The sequence below is a fragment of the Lentzea sp. genome, from assembly GCF_036380075.1.
Classification (GTDB): domain Bacteria; phylum Actinomycetota; class Actinomycetes; order Mycobacteriales; family Pseudonocardiaceae; genus Lentzea.
Genome location: NZ_DASVFL010000060.1, coordinates 26795 through 45763, shown reverse-complemented (window position 1 = coordinate 45763; position 18969 = coordinate 26795). Strand labels below are relative to the sequence as shown.

Annotated in this window: 25 protein-coding genes and 2 tRNA genes; 19 read left to right on the top strand and 8 right to left on the bottom strand. The window is 70.3% G+C overall.

Features of this window, described 5'->3' with window-relative positions; genetic code table 11:
* Positions 1-11: 11 nt before the first annotated feature.
* A complete protein-coding gene (locus tag VF330_RS07420) occupies positions 12-290 on the bottom strand; it encodes a hypothetical protein (protein ID WP_330850757.1) in 279 nt (92 codons plus the stop codon).
* A gap of 17 nt (positions 291-307) precedes the next feature.
* On the opposite strand from VF330_RS07420, the gene VF330_RS07415 reads away from it, so the two are divergent.
* Positions 308-688 carry an antibiotic biosynthesis monooxygenase family protein gene (locus tag VF330_RS07415; protein ID WP_330850756.1) on the top strand — a complete coding sequence of 127 codons (381 nt, stop codon included), beginning with the start codon at positions 308-310 and terminating at the stop codon, positions 686-688.
* Here the strand turns inward: VF330_RS07415 and VF330_RS07410 are convergent.
* Positions 669-1346 (bottom strand): tetratricopeptide repeat protein, encoded by a 678-nt coding sequence (locus tag VF330_RS07410; protein ID WP_330850755.1) that lies wholly within the window; start codon positions 1344-1346, stop codon positions 669-671. The genes VF330_RS07415 and VF330_RS07410 overlap by 20 nt on opposite strands.
* A gap of 93 nt (positions 1347-1439) precedes the next feature.
* Between VF330_RS07410 and VF330_RS07405 the strand changes: the two genes are divergently transcribed.
* The 5 genes from VF330_RS07405 (at position 1440) to VF330_RS07385 (ending at position 5111) form a co-directional block, all read left to right on the top strand.
* The gene (locus tag VF330_RS07405; RefSeq protein WP_330850771.1) at positions 1440-2825 is read left to right on the top strand and encodes a glycine--tRNA ligase; all 1386 of its coding nucleotides are present in this window, start codon (positions 1440-1442) and stop codon (positions 2823-2825) included.
* Positions 2826-2897: 72 nt separating this feature from the next.
* Positions 2898-3563 carry a YbaB/EbfC family nucleoid-associated protein gene (locus tag VF330_RS07400; protein WP_330850754.1) on the top strand — a complete coding sequence of 222 codons (666 nt, stop codon included), beginning with the start codon at positions 2898-2900 and terminating at the stop codon, positions 3561-3563.
* Positions 3560-3880, top strand: a complete 321-nt coding sequence (locus VF330_RS07395) for a type VII secretion target (protein ID WP_330850753.1) — start codon at positions 3560-3562, stop codon at positions 3878-3880. The genes VF330_RS07400 and VF330_RS07395 overlap by 4 nt, the downstream gene beginning before the upstream one ends.
* Positions 3877-4608, top strand: a complete 732-nt coding sequence (locus VF330_RS07390; RefSeq protein WP_330850752.1) for a hypothetical protein — start codon at positions 3877-3879, stop codon at positions 4606-4608. Before VF330_RS07395 ends, VF330_RS07390 begins: the two co-directional genes overlap by 4 nt.
* Positions 4605-5111, top strand: a complete 507-nt coding sequence (locus VF330_RS07385; RefSeq protein ID WP_330850751.1) for a hypothetical protein — start codon at positions 4605-4607, stop codon at positions 5109-5111. Before VF330_RS07390 ends, VF330_RS07385 begins: the two co-directional genes overlap by 4 nt.
* Here the strand turns inward: VF330_RS07385 and VF330_RS07380 are convergent.
* Together VF330_RS07380 and VF330_RS07375 are read right to left on the bottom strand one after the other, a co-directional pair.
* Positions 5095-5955 (bottom strand): serine hydrolase, encoded by an 861-nt coding sequence (locus VF330_RS07380; protein WP_330850750.1) that lies wholly within the window; start codon positions 5953-5955, stop codon positions 5095-5097. The genes VF330_RS07385 and VF330_RS07380 overlap by 17 nt on opposite strands.
* 16 nt (positions 5956-5971) lie before the next feature.
* On the bottom strand, positions 5972-6703 hold the full coding sequence (locus tag VF330_RS07375; RefSeq protein ID WP_330850749.1) for a peptidase E: 732 nt from the start codon (positions 6701-6703) through the stop codon (positions 5972-5974).
* Between the two features lie 52 nt (positions 6704-6755).
* Between VF330_RS07375 and VF330_RS07370 the strand changes: the two genes are divergently transcribed.
* The 4 genes from VF330_RS07370 to VF330_RS07355 all read left to right on the top strand — a co-directional run bounded on the left by VF330_RS07370 (position 6756) and on the right by VF330_RS07355 (position 10346).
* The gene (locus VF330_RS07370; RefSeq protein ID WP_330850748.1) at positions 6756-7430 is read left to right on the top strand and encodes a YdcF family protein; all 675 of its coding nucleotides are present in this window, start codon (positions 6756-6758) and stop codon (positions 7428-7430) included.
* Positions 7430-8668 carry a deoxyguanosinetriphosphate triphosphohydrolase gene (locus tag VF330_RS07365; RefSeq protein WP_330850747.1) on the top strand — a complete coding sequence of 413 codons (1239 nt, stop codon included), beginning with the start codon at positions 7430-7432 and terminating at the stop codon, positions 8666-8668. Before VF330_RS07370 ends, VF330_RS07365 begins: the two co-directional genes overlap by 1 nt.
* Positions 8669-8736: 68 nt before the next feature.
* A complete protein-coding gene (locus VF330_RS07360; RefSeq protein ID WP_330850746.1) occupies positions 8737-9744 on the top strand; it encodes a serpin family protein in 1008 nt (335 codons plus the stop codon).
* 80 nt (positions 9745-9824) lie between these two features.
* Positions 9825-10346, top strand: coding sequence for a Scr1 family TA system antitoxin-like transcriptional regulator (locus tag VF330_RS07355; RefSeq protein WP_330850745.1), 522 nt, complete (start codon positions 9825-9827; stop codon positions 10344-10346).
* Between the two features lie 2 nt (positions 10347-10348).
* Here VF330_RS07355 and VF330_RS07350 read toward each other — a convergent pair whose 3' ends face one another.
* Positions 10349-10525, bottom strand: a complete 177-nt coding sequence (locus VF330_RS07350; protein WP_157512840.1) for a hypothetical protein — start codon at positions 10523-10525, stop codon at positions 10349-10351.
* Positions 10526-10607: 82 nt separating this feature from the next.
* On the opposite strand from VF330_RS07350, the gene VF330_RS07345 reads away from it, so the two are divergent.
* On the top strand, positions 10608-11177 hold the full coding sequence (locus VF330_RS07345) for a carboxymuconolactone decarboxylase family protein (RefSeq protein ID WP_330850744.1): 570 nt from the start codon (positions 10608-10610) through the stop codon (positions 11175-11177).
* Between the two features lie 48 nt (positions 11178-11225).
* On the top strand, positions 11226-11822 hold the full coding sequence (locus VF330_RS07340) for a class I SAM-dependent methyltransferase (RefSeq protein ID WP_330850743.1): 597 nt from the start codon (positions 11226-11228) through the stop codon (positions 11820-11822).
* Between the two features lie 68 nt (positions 11823-11890).
* Here VF330_RS07340 and VF330_RS07335 read toward each other — a convergent pair whose 3' ends face one another.
* A complete protein-coding gene (locus tag VF330_RS07335; RefSeq protein ID WP_330850742.1) occupies positions 11891-12751 on the bottom strand; it encodes a sigma-70 family RNA polymerase sigma factor in 861 nt (286 codons plus the stop codon).
* A gap of 35 nt (positions 12752-12786) precedes the next feature.
* On the opposite strand from VF330_RS07335, the gene dnaG reads away from it, so the two are divergent.
* From dnaG to VF330_RS07320, 3 genes are read left to right on the top strand one after another with little or no spacing between them, the layout of a single operon-like run.
* Positions 12787-14673, top strand: a complete 1887-nt coding sequence (dnaG, locus tag VF330_RS07330) for a DNA primase (protein ID WP_330850741.1) — start codon at positions 12787-12789, stop codon at positions 14671-14673.
* A complete protein-coding gene (locus VF330_RS07325) occupies positions 14673-15167 on the top strand; it encodes a hypothetical protein (RefSeq protein ID WP_330850740.1) in 495 nt (164 codons plus the stop codon). Before dnaG ends, VF330_RS07325 begins: the two co-directional genes overlap by 1 nt.
* Before the next feature lie 24 nt (positions 15168-15191).
* Complete coding sequence (locus VF330_RS07320) at positions 15192-15932, top strand: trans-aconitate 2-methyltransferase (protein WP_330850739.1); 741 nt, start codon at positions 15192-15194, stop codon at positions 15930-15932.
* Between the two features lie 6 nt (positions 15933-15938).
* Here the strand turns inward: VF330_RS07320 and VF330_RS07315 are convergent, their stop codons facing one another.
* Positions 15939-16208, bottom strand: coding sequence for a YtxH domain-containing protein (locus tag VF330_RS07315; protein WP_330850738.1), 270 nt, complete (start codon positions 16206-16208; stop codon positions 15939-15941).
* 139 nt (positions 16209-16347) lie between these two features.
* Between VF330_RS07315 and VF330_RS07310 the strand changes: the two genes are divergently transcribed.
* Positions 16348-16420, top strand: a tRNA-Asn gene (locus VF330_RS07310).
* A 70-nt stretch (positions 16421-16490) separates the two neighbouring features.
* The gene (locus VF330_RS07305; protein WP_330850737.1) at positions 16491-17348 is read left to right on the top strand and encodes an oxygenase MpaB family protein; all 858 of its coding nucleotides are present in this window, start codon (positions 16491-16493) and stop codon (positions 17346-17348) included.
* Here VF330_RS07305 and VF330_RS07300 read toward each other — a convergent pair.
* Positions 17303-17764 (bottom strand): GNAT family N-acetyltransferase, encoded by a 462-nt coding sequence (locus VF330_RS07300; protein WP_330850736.1) that lies wholly within the window; start codon positions 17762-17764, stop codon positions 17303-17305. The genes VF330_RS07305 and VF330_RS07300 overlap by 46 nt on opposite strands.
* Before the next feature lie 107 nt (positions 17765-17871).
* Here VF330_RS07300 and VF330_RS07295 point away from each other — a divergent pair.
* Together VF330_RS07295 and VF330_RS07290 are read left to right on the top strand one after the other, a co-directional pair.
* Positions 17872-17949, top strand: a tRNA-Ile gene (locus tag VF330_RS07295).
* A gap of 74 nt (positions 17950-18023) precedes the next feature.
* On the top strand, positions 18024-18893 hold the full coding sequence (locus VF330_RS07290; protein WP_330850770.1) for an exodeoxyribonuclease III: 870 nt from the start codon (positions 18024-18026) through the stop codon (positions 18891-18893).
* Positions 18894-18969: the final 76 nt, after the last annotated feature.

Here is an 18969-nt window from a genome sequence, read left to right as displayed (position 1 = left end):
GGCGGCGCACCTCACCTGGTAGGGATTTTCACAACCAATTCTACGGTGATGAGCACGAGTACCAGCAGGACCACCACGCGCAATGTGCGGTGAGCTGGGGAAAGCACCTTCCAGGTGGCCGCCAGCAGGACCGCGGAGGCCACGACCAGCACGCCGAGCAGCACCGCGCCGAGCGTGCCGCCGACCCAGACGCCCGTGATGAACAGGCCGAGCACGAGCACGAACGCCACGGCCGGCCGGACGCGCGCGAGCGGGCCGTCGCCGGGCAGCAGGGGGCGCTTGTCAGTCACCGTGCCATCCTTGCACCGTGCTGCTGGTGTGCCGCTTCCGCGTGTCCGATCCCGAGACGTTCACCTCCCGCGCCGAGGAGGCGTTGAAGCTGCTGACGGCCCAGCCGGGCTGCCGGCGCGGGACGCTGGCGCGGTCGACCGACGAAGACGACCGGTGGGTGCTGACCGTCGAGTTCGAGTCGGTCGTGGCCTACCGGCGCGCGATGTCGCCGTTCCCCGTCCGCGAACACGTCATCCCGCTGCTCTCCGAAGCGCTGACCGACGAGCCCGCGATGTACGAACCGGTGCTGACCAGCGCGAACGGTCACGTCGACGAGCACACGAGCGTGCTGGCGCAGGACGCGTTCACCGTCCGGCTGGGCGAGGCGAGCGGCCCCGCTACCCCGCGGCGGCGATAGCCCGCATCTCCTCGACCCACTCCTCGTGCGAGTCGTGGGGGAGGAGCTCCAACGCCCGGCGCGCCGCCTCGGCCGCCTCGGCGGTGCGGCCCAGCGCGTGCAGCGTCTTGGCCCTGCCGCTCTCCGCGTAGGCCTCCGGCGTCTTCTCGAACGCCTCCAGCGCCTCGTCGTAGCGGCCGTTCTCGTAGTAGAACCAGCCGAGGTTGTTGTGCAGCGGGCCGAGCCAGCGCACCAGCTCCGGGTGCGCGACGACGATCTCGAGGCCCTGCTTCGTCCACTTCTCCGGGTCGTCGACCAGCGACGCCATGTGCGCCGCGTCGACCGCGAGCGACAGGTCGCCGCGCGTCTTGGCCAGGATGAACGCCGCCACGAACAACGGCTGCGCGGCCTCGGCGTCGCCCGCCGAGCGGTGCAGCCTGCCGCGTTCGAGCAACGCCCGCACCCGGCCGGTCGAGTCGGGCGCGACGAGCACCTCCGCCTCGTCGACGAGGACGTGTCCCGCGGCGAAGTCCTCCCGCAGGCCCTCGACGCGGGCGAGCTGGGTCAGCACCTCCGCGCGCTCGTCGTCGGTGCCCACGTCGTCGAGCAGAGCGCGGAACCTCGCCTCGGTGCCGCCGAGGTCGGCGAAGTCCCAGAGCTCGCGCAGCCGGTCTTCCATTCGTGCAGGGTAGGCCTCCGGTCGCCCGTTCGGGGCGCAACGTGACGGGCTAGGCTTGGGCCCCCGAATCTGATTCCCCCGATGGAGTTCCCGTTGGCCGCCGATCGTATTGAGACCGTTGTCAGCCTCTGCAAGCGCAGGGGGTTCGTCTACCCGTGCGGGGAGATCTACGGCGGTACCCGCTCGGCGTGGGACTACGGGCCTCTCGGCGTGGAGCTCAAGGACAACATCAAGCGCCAGTGGTGGAACTTCATGGTCCGCGGCCGTGAGGACGTCGTCGGCCTGGACTCGTCGGTCATCCTCCCGCGCGACGTGTGGGTCGCCTCCGGTCACGTCGAGGCGTTCGTCGACCCGCTGGTCGAGTGCGAGTCGTGCCACAAGCGGTTCCGCGCGGACACGCTGTCCGAGGAGTACGCGGAGCGCACCGGCAAGGAGGTCGCCGAGGGCGACGTCTCCGACGTGCCGTGCCCCAACTGCGGCGTGCGCGGCTCCTACACCGAGCCGAAGATGTTCAACGGCCTGCTCAAGACGCACCTCGGTCCGGTCGAGACCGAGGAGGGCCTGCACTACCTGCGCCCCGAGACCGCGCAGGGCATCTTCACGAACTTCCTGAACGTGCAGACCACCTCCCGCAAGAAGCCGCCGTTCGGCATCGGCCAGATCGGCAAGTCGTTCCGCAACGAGATCACGCCGGGCAACTTCATCTTCCGCACCCGCGAGTTCGAGCAGATGGAGATGGAGTTCTTCGTCGAGCCCGGCACGGACGAGGAATGGCACCAGTACTGGATCGACGAGCGCACCCGCTGGTACACGGACCTCGGTGTGTCGAAGGAGAACCTGCGGCACTACGAGCACCCGAAGGAGAAGCTGTCGCACTACTCGAAGCGGACCGTCGACATCGAGTACCGCTTCAAGTTCGGCGGCCAGGAGTGGGGTGAGCTCGAGGGCATCGCGAACCGCACCGACTTCGACCTCACGACGCACTCCAACCAGTCGGGCGTCGACCTGTCGTACTTCGACCAGGCCACGAACTCGCGCTACAAGCCGTTCGTCATCGAGCCGGCGGCCGGCGTCGGCCGCCCGATGATGGCGTTCCTGCTGGAGGCGTTCACCGAGGACGAGGCCCCGAACGCCAAGGGCGGCGTGGACAAGCGCGTCGTGCTGAAGCTCGACCGCCGTCTCGCGCCCGTGAAGGTCGCGGTGCTGCCGCTGTCGCGCAACGCCGACCTGTCGCCCAAGGCCCGCGACCTCGCGACCGCCCTGCGCCGCAACTGGAACGTCGACTTCGACGACGCCGGCGCGATCGGCCGCCGCTACCGCCGCCAGGACGAGATCGGCACGCCGTTCTGCGTGACGGTCGACTTCGACACGCTCACCGACCTCGCCGTCACGGTGCGGGAGCGCGACACGATGTCGCAGGAGCGCGTGGCGATGGACCAGCTCGAGGCGTACCTGGCCGCACGCCTGGTGGGCTGCTGACGTTACTCCGTTCGGCCGCAGACCCTGCTACGTTGTGAAGTCGGTTCGTCACAGCGTGCAGGAGGCCGGTGGGTGGTCGAGGACAACCGCAGGTGGGGCTTCGAGGAAGCCGAGGACTGGGAGCAGGCAGCGCAGCCTGCTCCTGCGCAGGACGACGGCTGTACCGGCACGGACGGCAGCGGTGCCGTCTCGGTGGTCGTCGAGCCGGACGGTCGCGTGCGCACCGTCCGGTTGGCCGCGCAGTGGCGTGACGCGCTCGAACCGCGCTCGCTGGGCGCCGCCGTGGTCAGCGCGGTCACCGAAGCGACCATGCGGGCGCTGGCGCGCGCCGTGGAAGCCCAGGGAGATCTGACGGCCGTCGCGCCGCCTCCTCCCGTCGCGGACGTGGACGAGACGCCGTTCACCCGCGCCGACGCGGAACGGCTGTTCGCCGCCGTGAACGTGGAGCTGGCCGCGTTCACCGCCGAGCTCGACCGGGTGGTGAACGTCCCCGTGCGAGCCGAGAGCCGCGGTGGGCACGTCAGCGGCACCGCGCAGGCCGGCCAGGTCGTCGCCGTGGAGATCGACGGCCAGTGGTCGCACGCCGCGCCCGGCCCCGAGGTCGAGGGCGAGCTCGCCGAGGTGCTGCGGGCGTTGCACGGCCCGCCCGTCGCACGGCCCGCCGGACCCGCCATCGCCCAGCTCCAGGCGTTGGCGAGCGACCCGGCGAGGTTGCTGCGGAAGGTGGGCCTGGCATGAGCGACGTCGAGGTCTCGCTGGAGGCGATGCGCGCGGACGCGGCCCTGTGGTCTGCCGCCGCCGACGCCGTGCAAGGCCCGCGGAGGGCCATCGGCGAACTGACCGTGAGCGGTGCCGCCATGTCGATGTGGGCCGTCGACCACGGCTTCGACCGCGCGTACGAGAACGCCCGGACCGTGCTCGAAGACCTGCTACGGCAGGCGACGGCGGCGTTCCACGGTCTTGGCGACGGACTGCGTGCCGCCGCTGACACCTACGAACGCGAGGAAGCCGCGAACCTGCACGAGATGACGCGGCTCACGGGGGAGATCAGGTGACCGACGCACTGGTGTTGCAGGCCGAGGAGAAGGTCAAGGCGGTCGACCGCGACCTCGAACGGTTCTTCGACGTCGTCGCGGCGACGCTGACCCGGGTGCCCCCGCCGCTGCGCTGGGTGGTCGACGAGGTCGGGAAGGGCATCCGGTGGATCGTCGAGAAGATCGCCGAGTTCCGCGACCGGGTCGGCGAGCTCTGGCGCCGGGCGGGGGAGCCGGACCGGCTCCGGCAGGTCGGCACCGGGTGGGTCGAGCGGATCGGCGACGTGCTCGGTGACGTCGCCGGCACGGTCACGCTCGACAAGATGCGCACGAACGTCGAGTGGGAGGGCAGGACCGCCCGCGCCTACGCGGCGACGGTTCCGCCTCAGTCGCAGGGGCTGAGTGCCGTGAAGGACGTCGCGAACCAGCTGCGCGCGTCGTTGAACAGCCTCGCCAACTCGATCGAGGTGTTCTGGATCTCGATCGTCGTCGCCCTCAGCACCTTCGCCGTGGCGGCGATCGGTGCGTGCTACGCCGCCGTCACGGTCGTGGGTGTTCCCGCTGCCGTCGCCGCCCTGGCTACCGGCCTGACCGCCGTCATCGGCATCATCGGTGCCACGGTCATGGCGCTCGAGTCCCACACCAACACGATCGAGACCGAGCAGAACGCGATCATGCAGAAGATCCACGACATCGGCCGCGCCTGGACGATGCCGTCGGTCGGTTCGGACTGGAGAGCGGCCAGGTGATCGTCGTCGGCCAGGGCCAGGCACCGCACTGGGTGTGGATCTCCCCTCCCCGCGTCGACTGGATCCGGGCGCGCCTGGCCAGGACGGGAACGGTCGTGATCTCGCTGGGGGCGGTGGCGGTGGTCGTCGTCTTGGTGAACCTGCCGTCGTCGCGCGATCCGTTCGCCTGGTTCGGGGTGATCATGGGCGGGCTGGGCGCGTTCTGGGGACTGCTGGCCGGCCTGAGCCTCGTCCTCGCCAGGGAGTGCGCACGCGACGGGTACTTCGACGTGAACCACGCGCAGGGGGTGCGGCGGGTGCTCGGGGTCCTGTGGGGCGCCGTGATCCTCTGCACGATGATCGCCGCGCTGCTGCAGGTGGGGCTGCTGAGCGACGACAGGCGAGCGGTGCCGTTCACGGTGGGGGCGGCGCTGTACTTCGTCGCGCTGTACCTGCTCGTGGTGCTGGGCGGGGTCGCTTTCTTCGCCGGGCGCGGCGTGCTGCGGCTCAGCCCTGGACGGTGAGCTTGCCCAGGACGGCCTGCGTCACGGCGTTGATCGACTGGCGGGCGGTGGCCCAGTCGCCGGACGGGTTCGTCGTCAGGACGGCGACGGCGTAGCGGTTGTCCAGGACGCCCGCGCTGTGCAGGTACACCTCGCTCGGCAGGTAGTACATCCAGCCCTGCTTGGCGTAGGCACCGGTGACGCCGAGCAGGCCGAACGCCTGGTCGAAGCCGTCGGCGGCGGTGGCCTGGGCGGAGGACAGGTCCGCGACGACGGCGTCGCGGACCGGTGAGCCGAGGATGTAGTGGTAGAGCCGCACCATGTCGTCGGCGGTGACGACGACCTCGCCCCACTGCGACGGGTCCTGCGGGGCGTGGGTGCCGGTGAGGCCCGCTTCGGCGGCGACGCGGCCGATCGCGCCCATGCCGTCGAACCTCGTCCACAGCACGTCCATCGCGTTGTCGTCGCTGACGCTCAGCGCGCGGTGGACCAGGTCCTGGTCGTCGGCGGACAGCTGCTGCTGCAACGCGTCGACGGCGAGGATCAGCTTCGACAGCGACGCCGAGTAGAACGGCTTGTCGCCCTGCTCCGACACGACCTGACCGGACTCGAGGTCGAGGACGGCGATGCCGACGTCGGACGCCCCGCCCGCCGCGGCCATATCCGATATATCAGTGGCTGATATATCGGATATGGCCGAGCTGACCTGCTCTGCCTCGGAACCGGCATCCGGTGTGTCGGGCTCGTCGAGGAGGTCCGGGCCGCGCGAAATGTCAGCTGACGGTTTGGCGTGCGCCGAGCACGGCGCCGCGTCCGGGATCACGAAGACGGCCGCCACGAGGAAGAGGATCAGAGCCCAGCGCACACCTCCAAGGTCCGTCTCACAGGAGCCTGGTGTCGAGCTTTTCCTCCTGTGCGGTTGCTGAAGAATCGTCCCTGACCACCACGTATGCGCCGGAGCCCTGCCGTTCGGACACCGCCTCGACGAGCTCGGTGCCGCGGTACAGCAGGCCGACGCCGTCGTCGGTGCAGTAGGTCTTCGGCAGCGTCCCGGCGGCGACCGCCTCGTGGACCTTCGGGCGGCGCTGCTCCTCGGAGTCGTAGTGCACGCCGTTGCCGTAGGGCAGGAGACCGAGGCCGTTGGTGACGACGCGGAGGTCCGGGCCGAACGAGTCGGTGGTGCCGCCCAGGTGCCAGCAGATCGACCCCGCCGACACGCCGCTGAGCACGACACCGGCCTCCCAGGCCGTGCGGAACACCGGGCCGAGGCCGTGGACCTCCCACACCGCGAGCAGGTTCGCGACCGAGCCGCCGCCCACCCACACGACGTCGTGGGACAGCACGTAGCTCTCCAGGTCGTCGGTCGGCGGCATCGTGAAGAGGTTCAGGAACGAGACGTCGACACCGGCGATCGCGCCGGCCTCGGCCACGTTCGCGTTCATGGCCCGCTGGTCGCCGCCCGCCGTGCCGACGTGGAGCAACCGCGGCCTGCGGCCCTGCACCCCGGACAGGTCCAGCGCGAAGTGGATCAGCTTGTTGAACTCCAGTGCGCTGCGGTGACCGGGGCGCCAGCCCCCGGAGGTGGCGAGGACGGTGGGCTGTTCAGCGGGCATGTCGTTGATCCTCGCAGGGGCGTCAACGCGGGACCGGTCCGGTTCTGGAAGCATGCGGGGTGTGCGGACCACGCCCCTCAGACCATTCGCCAGGATTCGCCGGATCGTGTTGCGCCTCGTCTTCGGGGCGTTGGTCATCGGCGTGCTCGTGGTGGGCGGCACGGCGTTCCGCGTGTGGCAGGTCGCGCGCGTCGACGACTGGACCAAGGCCGACGTGGCGGTGGTGCTCGGCGCCGCGCAGTACAACGGCGTCCCGTCCGACGTGCTCGAAGCCCGCCTCGAACACGCGCTGGGCCTCTACCAGGAGGGCGTCGTCGGCTACATCGCGACGACCGGCGGCCGCCAGCCCGGCGACAACTTCACCGAGGGCCAGGTCGGCAAGCTCTGGCTGGTCAAGCGCGGCGTGCCGGAGAACCGCGTGCTCCAGGTCGGCGAGGGCGCGGACACGCTCGGGTCGCTGCGGGCAGTCGCGTCCGTGGCCAAGGAACGCGACCTGAAGACCGCCGTGATCGTCAGCGACCCGTGGCACTCGCTGCGCGCCCGCACGATGGCCGAGGACGCCGGTCTGCGCGCCTGGACGTCGCCGACGCGCGTCGGCCCGAACGTGCAGACGCGCGAGACGCAGTGGTTCTACATCAAGCGCGAGACCGGAGCGCTGCTGTACTACCGCCTGATGAAGGCGCACGCCGGCGTGTTCGAGGAGCTGAACCTCCCTAAAATCGGGTGATGGGATACACCGGCCACGACGCGGAGCGCCTGCTCACCGAGGACCCGAAGACCGCGGTGCTGCCGGGTGCCCGCACCGACACGCGCACGCCGTTCTCCCGCGACCGCGCCCGCGTGCTGCACTCCGCGGCGTTGCGCAGGCTCGCGGGCAAGACCCAGGTCGTCGGCCCCGGTGAGGGCTCCGAGGTCACCGGCGTGCCGCGCACGCGCCTGACGCACTCGCTGGAGGTCGCCCAGATCGGCCGCGGCATCGGTGAGGAGCTGGGCTGCGACCCGGACATCGTCGACACCGCCGGTCTCGCGCACGACATCGGCCATCCGCCGTTCGGGCACAACGGCGAGAGGGCGCTCAACGAGCTCGCGGGCCCGTGCGGTGGTTTCGAGGGCAACGCGCAGACGTTCCGGATCCTCGCCCGCCTGGAACCCAAGTCCGCGCACGGCCTCAACCTCACGCGCGCGGTGCTCGACGCGTCGACGAAGTACCCGTGGCGGCGCACACCGGGAACGGTGAAGTTCGGCGTGTACGAGGACGACGTCGAGGTGTTCGAGTGGATGCGTGACGGCGCACCGGACCGTGAGCGGTGCATCGAGGCGCAGGTCATGGACTGGTCCGACGACGTGGCGTACTCCGTGCACGACGTCGAGGACGGCGTGCTGGCGCACCGCATCAGCCTCGGCGCGCTGGCCCGTCCCGACGAACGCGCCGCCATCGCCTCGCTCGCCGCCAAGACGTTCTCCGACGAGTCCGTGGCGGACCTGGAGGCCACCGCCGAGGAGCTGCTCACGCTGCCGGTGATCGCGTACTGGACCGGGCACGAGTACGACGGCTCGCTCGGCGCGCAGGTGGCGTTGAAGAACCTCACCAGCGAACTGGTCGGCCGCTTCGCCTCCGCCGCCGTCACCGCGACCCGCGCCGTGCACGGCGACGGGGCGTTGACGCGCTACAACGCCTCGCTGGAGGTGCCGCGCCAGGTCGCCGCGGAGGTGGCGCTGCTCAAGGCGATGGCCGTCCGGTACGTGATGAGCGACCCGGCCCGGCTCGCCATGCAGGCCGAGCAACGCGAGCTGATCGCTGCCCTCGTCACCCGTCTGATGGAGCGGCCGACGTTGCTCGACCCCGCGTTCCGCCCGGTTTTCGCGTCCGCTTCCTCTTACGCGGCAAGGCTTCGCGTCGTCGTCGACCAGGTCGCGCTGCTCACGGACGCGCAGGCCGTGGCCTGGCACCGCGCATCGGCGTAGCTTCGAGGCCGTGGCGGATGACCCGATCGTGACGTCACCGCCAGGCCCGCGCCACCAGAGGAGACCCTGTGACCGATCAGGCCGACTTCGCCCTGAACCTGCACCGCGTCGCCGTCCCTGATCCGTCCACCAACGCGTGCTGGTCGCCGTACTCAGTGGCCAGTGCGCTCGCATTGGCCCGTGAGGCCGCCCGCGGCCGGACCCGCACCGAGCTCGACGACCTGCTGACCGGCTTCGACGCCTCCGACGCGCTCGACGTGCCGGAACTGGCCGTCGCCAACACGCTCTGGGCCGACGACGACCTCAGGCTCAACCCGGAGTTCTCACTCACGTCCTCGGTCCGCCGCACCGCGTTCTCCGACCCGACGACCGTCCGCAAGCTCGTCAACACCGACGTCGCCGAGACCACCCGCGGCCTGATCCCCGAACTGCTGACGGACGCGCCGCCCGCCGACGCCGCCGCGATCATCGTCAACGCCCTGTACCTCAAGGTGGGCTGGCTGAACCCGTTCGGTGCGGGGGAGACCACCGCGAAGCCGTTCCACGCGCCCGGTGGTGACGTGGACGTGCCGACCATGAAGGTGACCGAGAAGTTCCGCTACGCCCACCGCGACGGCTGGCAGACCATCGTGCTGCCGGCGGACTCGGGCGTCGAGGCCGTGGTCCTGCTGCCGGACGAGTCGCTGGACCAGCCGCTCGACCCGTCGGTGTTCGACGCGGAGACGTTCACCCGTCTCGAGCTGTCATTGCCCACAGTGGACGTCCGCGCGAAGTTCCACCTCAAGAACACGTTGCGGCAGCTCGGGGTCGAGCGGATGTTCGCGCGCGACGCCGACTTCAGCGGGCTCTCCCCGGACGAGCGGATGTACGTCGACGAGGTGGTCCACGAGGCCGTGCTGCGCCTGGACGAGCAGGGCCTCGAAGGCGCCGCGGCCACCGCGATCACGTTCCGGACCGTGTCGATCGAGATCCCGGTGGACCCGGTCGTCGTGACCGTCGACCGGCCGTTCCTGCTCGCCGTTCGCCACGCGGCCTCCGGGGCGGTCTACTTCCTGGCCCAGGTCGCCCGTCCGTAACCGGTTCGGGACCGCCATTCGCCCTGTAGGGCGAGCGTTTCGCGCGGCGAGATCATGATCACGCCTTTACCGTTCCAGGCATGACCCAGCACGGTGCCGGCGAGCAGCTCGTCGTGCTCGCCGCGGCGGGCGCCACGCGGATCACCTGCTTCAGCGGCGTCACCATCCCCGTCCTCCTGCGGACCGAGTGCTACGCGAAGGCGCTGGCCGCGGCGCTGGGCCTCGCGCCGGCGCCCGAGCTGCAGCGCGACGGCGTGCTGCCGCAGTGCGTGTTCTTCATCCACGAGTACGCGCTGAACACCGTCGTCGGGAACAACAGGCTGATGGAGGACCAGGTCCTGCACCTGCTGTTCCACGCGCCGTCGATCCGGATCGTGCCGGTCAGCGCGGGCGGGGCGGCGGCGGTCGGGCTCGACTACGCGCTGATCCAGTACGAGCACGAGCCGCCGCTCGTCTACCTCGCGAACTGGACGCTCGCCAGCGACACCGAGACCGTGGAACGAGCCGTGACGATCTTCCAGCGCATGCACGCCGTCGCCCTGGACAACGAGAGGTCGCGCGACCTGCTGATGGAGTACGTGGAGGTCTACGACCGCCGTTAGGCCTACGGTGTGTTCCGCCGCAGGAAGAGGCGCATGCCGTCCTCGCCGGGAAGCGCGCACAGCAGCAGTTTGACGTTCTGGTGTCGCACCGGGACCGCGCACGAGTCGCCCGCCAGCAGCGTTCCCGCCAGCAGGCCGGCCGACTCGTGATCGATGTCCAGCACGAAGTCGTTGCTCATGCGTGGACCCTATGAGCTGACCGGCCCAGGCCCCAGTCACCCAAAGGTGTCACATTTCGTCAGGCCGTCCCGTCCAGTGGTCATGACGAGGATCGAGGGAGTTCCCCCGCAGGACGCCGGCCTGCTCACCAGGGCCGTGTACTGGTTCGCCCGGCGCGAGTTCGGCGCGGTGCCGGAGCCGGTCACCGTGGCGGCGCACCACCCCGGGCTGCTGATGGCGAGCGGCCGGCACGAGCTCGCGGTCAAGAAGGCCGTGAAGAAGTCGGCGCACGGGCCGTTGTTCGAGCTCTGCGTCTACCGGACCGCGGTGACGCTCGGCTGCTCGTGGTGCGTCGACTTCGGCGCCATGCTGATGAAGCACGGCGGTCTCGACGTCGAACGGCTCAGGCACATCGACTCGTACGCCACTTCCGAGCTGTTCACCGACCTCGAACGCAAGGCGCTCGCCTACGCCGACGCCATGACCGCCACGCCCGTCACCGTCACCGACGAGCAGGTCGCCGAGCTGGAACGGCTGCTGGGGCGCGCGGAGCTCGTGGCGCTGACCTACCAGATCGCGCTGGAGAACCAGCGCGCCCGGTTCAACAGCGCGTTCGGCATCCGGGACCAGGGGTTCACCTCTGGTGACGCCTGCCGCGTCCCGACACACTGACGAGGTGGAGAAGATCACCCTGACGGGCGCGCAGGAGACCATGCCGGGATGAACCTGACCTCAGCCGTCGGCGTCGCCATCCGCGCGCGGGTGCTCGACGACTGGACGCGCGAGTTCCTCGGCCGCAACCCCTCGTGCACGGTGCTGCACCTGGCCTGCGGCCTGGACACCCGCGCGCACCGCGTCGACCGGCCGGACACCGTGCGGTGGGTCGACGTGGACATGCCGGACGTGGTCGCGTTGCGGCACAGGCTCCTGCCCGGACCGGGCGGCGACTACCGGCTGGTGGCGTCGTCGGTCACCGAGGACGCGTGGCTCGACGCCGTTCCCGCGGACCGGCCGGTGGTCGCGGTGTTCGAGGGCCTGTCGATGTACCTGACGCGGCAGGAGGGCCACGCGCTGGTCAGGCGGATCACCGAGCGGTTCCCGAGCGGTGAGCTGCTGTTCGACGTCTACGGCTCGTGGGGCATCAAGCTGCAGAAGCTCGTCCCCGCCGTGCGCAATGCAGGGGCGACGCTGCACTGGGGCGTCGACGATCCGCGCGAGGTCGAGGCGCTGCACCCCGGACTGACCACAGTGGACGCCTGGCCAGCGTGGACCTGCCGCACCTGGACGCGCTGCCCAGGGCGGGCCGGGTGCAGATGAAGGTCGTCAGCGCCATCCCGAAGCTCCGCGACGTCGGGAAGCTGCTGCGGCTGCGCTGGTGACGCCGGTCAGAACCGGACGTGGCCGAGCTTGTCCGGGTTCGCGATGTCGTAGATGGCGGTGATCCTGCCGTCGTGCACGGTGAACGTGGTCACGCGCGACGCGATGTCGCCCTGCGCCGCCATGACCATGCCCAGGTCGCCGTTGACCAGCACCGGGTGGTGCTCCGGGTAGCCGTACTTGCGCAGCAGGCCGAGGAAGAAGCGGGCGACCTTGTCCGCGCCGGAGACCGTGTTGACGGCGGTGCGCGCCTTGCCGCCGCCGTCGCCGACCATCACGGCGTCCGGGTGCAGCAGGCCGAGCACGGCGTCGATGTCGCCGCTCACCATCGCGGCGAGGAACTTCTCCAGCACCTCGCGCTGCTCGTCCAGCGCCGAACGCGGCGGCGGTGTGGAACCTGTCACGATCCTGCGGGCCCGTGACGCGTGCTGCCGGGCCGCCGCCGGTGAGACGCCCAGCACCTCCGCGATCTCGCCGAACGGCACCGCGAACGCGTCGTGCAGCACGAACGCCACGCGCTGGTCCGGCGTGAGCTTGTCGAGCAGCACCAGCGCCGCCATCCGCACGCCGTCGGCCCGCACGACCGCCGCCAGCGGGTCGTCGTCCTCCGGGGTGGTGACCAGCGGCTCCGGCAACCATGAGCCCACGTACGTCTCGCGGCGCACGGCGGCCGAGCGCAGCCGGTCGAGGCAGATGCGGCTCACCACGGTCGTCAGCCAGCCCCGTGCGTCCTCGATCCCCTCGGCCTTCGCGAACCGCGGCCAGGCCTCCTGCACGGCGTCCTCGGCGTCGGCGACGCTGCCGGTCAGCCGGTAGGCGACGCCGATCAGGTGCGTGCGGTGGAGTCCGAAGACGTCGGCCGTGGTCACGGTTGGCAGTTTGCCAAAGGATTAGACTCGGACGCGTGGCAGGACGCATCAGGGAGAGCGACATCGCGTTGGTGCGTGAGCGCAGCCGCATCGACGAGGTCGTGGGGGACCAGGTCTCGCTCAAGAGGGCCGGTGGCGGTGCGCTGAAGGGGTTGTGCCCCTTCCACGACGAGAAGTCGCCGTCGTTCAACGTGCGCCCGTCGCACGGCACGTACCACTGCTTCGGCTGCGGCGAGGGCGGCGACGTGATCGCCTTCGTGATGAAGGTGGAGCACCTGTCGTTCGTGGAGGCCGTGGAGCGGCTCGCGGACCGGGCGGGGATCCAGCTCGTCTACGAGGGCGGCGGCGCGACGGTCCAGCGCGACCGCGGCACCCGCAGCAGGCTCATCGAAGCGCACAAGGCCGCCGCCGAGTACTACGCCGAGCAGCTCGCGACGCCGGAGGCGCAGCAGGCGCGCGAGTTCCTGGCCGAGCGCGGGTTCGACGAGGCCGCCGCGCGCCAGTTCGGCTGCGGCTTCGCGCCCGGCGGCTGGGACAAGCTGACGAAGCACCTGCTGGGACGGGGTTTCGAGCTCCAGGAGCTGATCAAGTCGCAGCTCACCAAGGAGGGCAGGCAGGGGCCGATCGACCGGTTCCACCGGCGGCTGCTGTGGCCCATCAAGGAGATCAGCGGCGACGTCGTCGGGTTCGGCGCGCGCCGGATCTTCGACGACGACCCGATCCAGGCCAAGTACCTGAACACCAGCGAGTCGGTGATCTACAAGAAGTCGCAGGTGCTGTTCGGGCTCGACCAGGCCAAGCGGGAGATCGCCAAGCGCAAGCAGGCCGTCATCGTCGAGGGCTACACCGACGTGATGGCGATGCACCTGGCCGGCGTGCCGACGGCGGTCGCGTCCTGCGGCACGGCGTTCGGCACCGACCACATGAACGTGCTGCGCAGGCTGCTGATCGACGACGACGTGAACGGCGAGGTCATCTTCACCTTCGACGGCGACGAGGCCGGCCAGAAGGCCGCGCTGAAGGCGTTCGAGGGGGAGCAGCAGTTCTCCGCGCAGACCTACATCGCGGTGGCGCCGGACGGCATGGACCCGTGCGAGCTGCGGCAGTCCAAGGGCGACGTGGCGGTGCGCGACCTGGTGGCGCGGCGCACGCCGCTGATCGAGTTCGCGATCAAGGCGCAGCTCAAGGCCTACGACCTCGACTCGGTCGACGGCCGCGTCGAGGCGCTGAAGAAGATGGTCCCGTTCGTCGCGCAGATCAAGGACCGCGCCAAGCGCGACGGCTACGCGACGCGCCTGGCCTGGTGGGTGGGCTGGGACGACGAGGCGATGGTCGTGCGCCGGGTGCGCCAGACCGCCGGCGGCAAGGCCCCGGTCGCCGCCCCGCGGGCCGACCCGAACCAGATGGCGCTGGGCGTGGAGGTCGACGGCCCGCAGCGGCCCAACCCGCGCGACCCGCGGCTGGTGCCCGAACGCGAGGTGCTCAAGGTCGCGCTGCGGCTGCCCGAGTACGCCGGACCGCTCTACGACTCGTTGCCCGACGAGGCGTTCACCGACCCCGCGTACGTGGCGCTGCATCGCGCGATCCGGGCCGCCGGGGGCGCCGCCTCGGGACTGGCGGGGACGACGTACCTGGACGCGATCTCGCAGGAGTGCTCGCACGCGTCGGTGCGGTCGGTGCTGACCGAGCTCGCCGTGGAACCGTTGGCCGTCAAGCAGAACGACGAGTTCCGCTACGTGTCGATGGTGATCGCGCGGCTGCAGGAGGTCCAGGTCGGCAAGCAGGTCGAGGACGTGAAGTCGCGGTTGCGGCGGCTGTCCCCGATCAAGGACGCCGACGAGTACCGGGCGTTGTGGGGCGACCTGGTGGCGCTGGAGGAGTACCGCAAGGCGCTCCTGCAGCAGAGCGCGGGAGTGCTGTAGTGGGACTGTTCCGCCGGTTGTTCGGCAACGGCACGCCTGACGGGTTCACGGGCACGCTGGAGCCGGACGAGACCGTGATCGCGCACACGGCCGTGCGGGGCGGCGAGCACCTCGTGGTGACGACGCTCGGGCTGTGGGTGCCAGGACCGCGCCGCATCGGCTGGCACCTGATCAGCAAGGTGAAGTGGGAGGGCTCGCTGCGGGTCGTGGAGGCCGTGGAGGCGTCCACCGAGGGACCCGTCGTGCTGCTGGAAGACCTTCCCGCGCAACGGTTCACGGTCGACGACCCCCAACGCGTGCTGCGCGCGATCAGCCAGCGCGTCGAGTGCTCGATCCGCCAGCGCGAACGCGTCGAGTCGCCCGGCGTGTGGATCCTGCAGCGCAAGATTCCCGGCCGGGACGGCGTCGTGTGGCAGGCGCGCGGGGACGCGGGCGTGGACCTGGAGGCCGTGCGTGCGGCCGTGGTGCCGTTCGTCGCGAGGCTTGCGGGCTAGCAGTACGCGTGTACTGTTAGCCGTATGTGGGATCCGGCGCAGTACCTGGCCTTCGCCGATCACCGGGCGCGGCCGTTCTACGAGCTAGTCGCGCGCGTGGGGGCCGAGGAACCGCGGCGCGTGGTCGACGCGGGCTGCGGCCCCGGCAACCTGACCTCGTCGCTGTCCGCCCGCTGGCCTTCGGCCGTGGTGGAGGCGTTCGACTCGTCCCCGGAGATGGTGGAGGCGGCTCGCGCCGCCGGCGTCGACGCGCGGGTGGACGACGTGACCACGTGGACGCCGTCGCCGGACACCGACGTCCTGGTGTCCAACGCGGTGCTCCAGTGGATTCCGGAACATCCCTCGATCGTGTCGTCCTGGGTGGCCGCGCTGCCGTCCGGCGCGTGGCTCGCGTTCCAGGTGCCCGGCAACTTCGCCGACCCGTCGCACCGCCTCATCCGCGAGGTGGGCGGAGAGGCGTTGGCGCACGTCTTCCGCGCCGACAAACCCGTGCTGGCGCCCGTGGAGTACGCGGACCTGCTGGGCGGCTGCTCCACAGTGGACGTCTGGGAGACGACGTACGTGCAGCGGCTCACGGGGGACGACCCGGTGCTCGACTGGGTGAGCGGCACGGCCCTGCGCCCGGTGCGGGCGGCACTGTCCTCAGCGGACTGGGAGGCCTACGTCGCGGAACTCGCGCCGCGGCTGCGCGAGGCATATCCCCGGCGAGCCGACGGCACGACTTGGTTCCCGTTCAGGCGGATCTTCGCGGTGGCGCAGGTGTGAAGATCGTCACGTGAGGCGCGTGACGGGCAGGCCGTTGGACTGCTCCTTGTTCTTCCACGGAGCCTTCTCGGCGGCCTTCTCCACGGCGTCCGCAGCCACGTCTTTCGCCTGGTGAGCGGCCTCGAACGCCTTGTCCTTGGCCTGGCTCGCCGTCTTGCGGACCGTGGGGTTCGCGGTGAAGCGGTGCCAGAGGCGCACGATCTGGTCGTAGCGCTCCCGCCCGGCCTTGGCGCCGAGCACGTAGCCGATCGCCGCGCCGACCAAGATGCCCTTCATCCGGCTCTCCTCTCATCGTGCCTGGTCAAGGCCTATGTTGCCGCAAAGAGGGGGTCCTTGCAGAACCCGTTTTGAGGCTCATGTAGAGTTACCCACTGTCAGGAGGAACCAAGCCTGACAGGCAAGAACAACAGAACATTCCCCCATAGCTCAATTGGCAGAGCATGCGACTGTTAATCGCAGGGTTACTGGTTCGAGTCCAGTTGGGGGAGCTTACGCGGAGGCCCCAGTCCATACGACTGGGGCCTTTCGCTTTGCGCGGGTGTGCGTCAGCTTGGGTGCATGGCCCGCTTCGCTCACCTCCGCCGGATCTCCTCGCTCGACCCCGTGGCCGACCACGAGGAGATCATGCGGATCTCCGCGGGCCTGGAGTTCCCGTGGGACTACCAGAAGTCGTTGGAGATGGCCCTGTTCCGCACGTACTGCGTGCCGACGATCTCGGGGCTGCTGGAACGCACCGGCGAGTTCGAAAGGCGGCCGCAGAAGCGCTACGACGACACGGCCGTCCTGATGGCCGAGCTCGTGGAGCACGGCTACGACTCGCCGCGCGGCCGTGAGGCGTTGCGGGTCGTCAACCGCCAGCACGGCCGTTACGACATCTCGAACGACGACATGCTGTACGTGCTGTCGACGTTCATCTTCGACCCGATCGAGTGGCTTTCCCGCTACGGCTGGCGGCCGCTGACGCAGAACGAGCGGCTGGCGTCGTTCCACTTCTACCGCGCAGTCGGCGCCCGCATGGGGATCCGCGAGATCCCCGCCTCGTACGACGAGTTCCTGGGCTTCAAGACGGCCTACGAGCAGGAGCACTTCGTGTTCGCGCCGTCGAACCGGCGCATCGGCCAGTACACGCTCGACCTGTTCTGCTCCTGGTACCCGTCCGTGCTGAAGCCGGCCGTCTCCCGCGCCGTGATCGCGATGCTGGACCCGCTGATGGTGCGCGCCTTCGGTTTCACCGCACCGCCGGCGTGGGTCGGCGCCGCGGGACGGCTGGCGCTGCGGTGCCGGGCTCTGGTGGTCCGCCGGCTGCCGGTGCGCCGCGCGCTGAAGCTGACCAGCACCCGCAACCGCACCTATCCCGGCTACCCGGACGGCTACCGCCCGTCGGACCTCGGCGCCAGCTCCAGCACGGCCAGCTGACCGTCGAGCACGAACCCCGTGGCCTTGAGGAACTCCCTGCCGGGCTCGAAGTCGTCGAGCCGCACGTGCACGCGCGTGACGTCGGGGAACCGTTCGGCGAGCGCCCTGACCATCTCCGTGCCGATGCCCCACCGCCGCAGGTCCTTGGGCACCAGGAAGAACCCGACGCTGGCGTGGTTCTCCCGCGGGTGGTCCAGCACGAGGTCGACGAACCCGATCATGCCCTCGGCCTGCGCCACGAGCAGCCGCTTCTGCTCGAACGAGGCCTCCTCCGGCAACGCGTAGAAGAGGCTCTGCACGTCACCGGGCCCCGACGGGTGACCGGTGGCGGCCTGGAACCAGTCGTCGCAGTCGGCGAACAGCCGCAGCACCTCGGGCTCGTCCGCCGGGGTGAAGTCGCGGAGGGTCAGACGCACGCGTGCAAGCCTATGTGTCGCTCGCCACGGGGGCGCGCAAGACCCGTTCGGCGTGATCGGTATCCTCCACCACGCAGCGTGAGCCAGGGGACGGGTGCCGCTGCGAGGGGGCAGTAGCTCAACCGGTCAGAGCAGCAGACTCATAATCTGTCAGGTTGTCGGTTCGAATCCGACCTGCCCCACCACGCACGCCTCGACGGTGCCGGGCGAGCGCGGTGCCTGAGGACGTTCCATGCGCGCTCGAGCCGCCATGACTACCGTGGAACGGGTGCGAGTGGCGACCTGGAACGTGAACTCCGTCAAGCAACGCGTGCCCCGCCTGCTGCCGTGGCTCGACCAGCGGAAGCCGGACGTCGTGTGCCTGCAGGAGACCAAGCTGGCCGACGACGCCTTCACCGCGCTGCTCGGTGACGCGCTGCGGGAGCGCGGGTACGAGGTCGCGTTGTTCGGCGAGACGCAGTGGAACGGTGTGGCGCTGCTGTCCCGCGTGGGCCTGGAGGACGTCGAGGTCGGCATCGCGGGCGCGCCGGGTTTCCCGCACGTCGAGGCACGGGCCGTGGCCGCCACGTGCGGCGGCGTGCGCGTGCATTCGCTGTACGTGCCCAACGGCCGTGAGCCGGAGTCGGACCACTACAAGTACAAGCTGGAGTGGCTGGCCGCCCTGCGCGACGTGCTGGACGCCGGTCCCGCGGACGCCCTGGTGTGCGGTGACATCAACATCGCCCCGGCCGACGCGGACGTCTTCGACCCCGAATCGTTCATCGGATCGACCCACGTCACGGAGCCCGAACGCGCCGCATTGCAGGCCATCGAGGCATTGGGCTTCCACGACGTGGTGCGCGACCGTTGGCCCAACGAGCGCATCTTCAGCTATTGGGACTACCGCGCCGGCATGTTCCACCGCGACCTGGGCATGCGCATCGACCTGGTCCTGGCGTCCGACTCCGTCGCGCCTCGGGTGGAGGCGGCGTGGATCGACCGGCACGCGCGCAAGGGCACCGGGCCGAGCGACCACGCGCCGGTGATCGTGGACCTGGACGAGGCGCCGGACGGGGACATCGGGCCCGTGGTTCCGCCGCCTTCGGCGCCGGGCTCGAAGAAGAAGGTCAAGCTGCCCCAGGCGAAGTAGAGCGCGCCTGCTCCCAGTGCGTGCGCAGCTAGGCCGGAGAACGCGAGTTCATTTCCGTGCAAAGCCAACAGCTCCG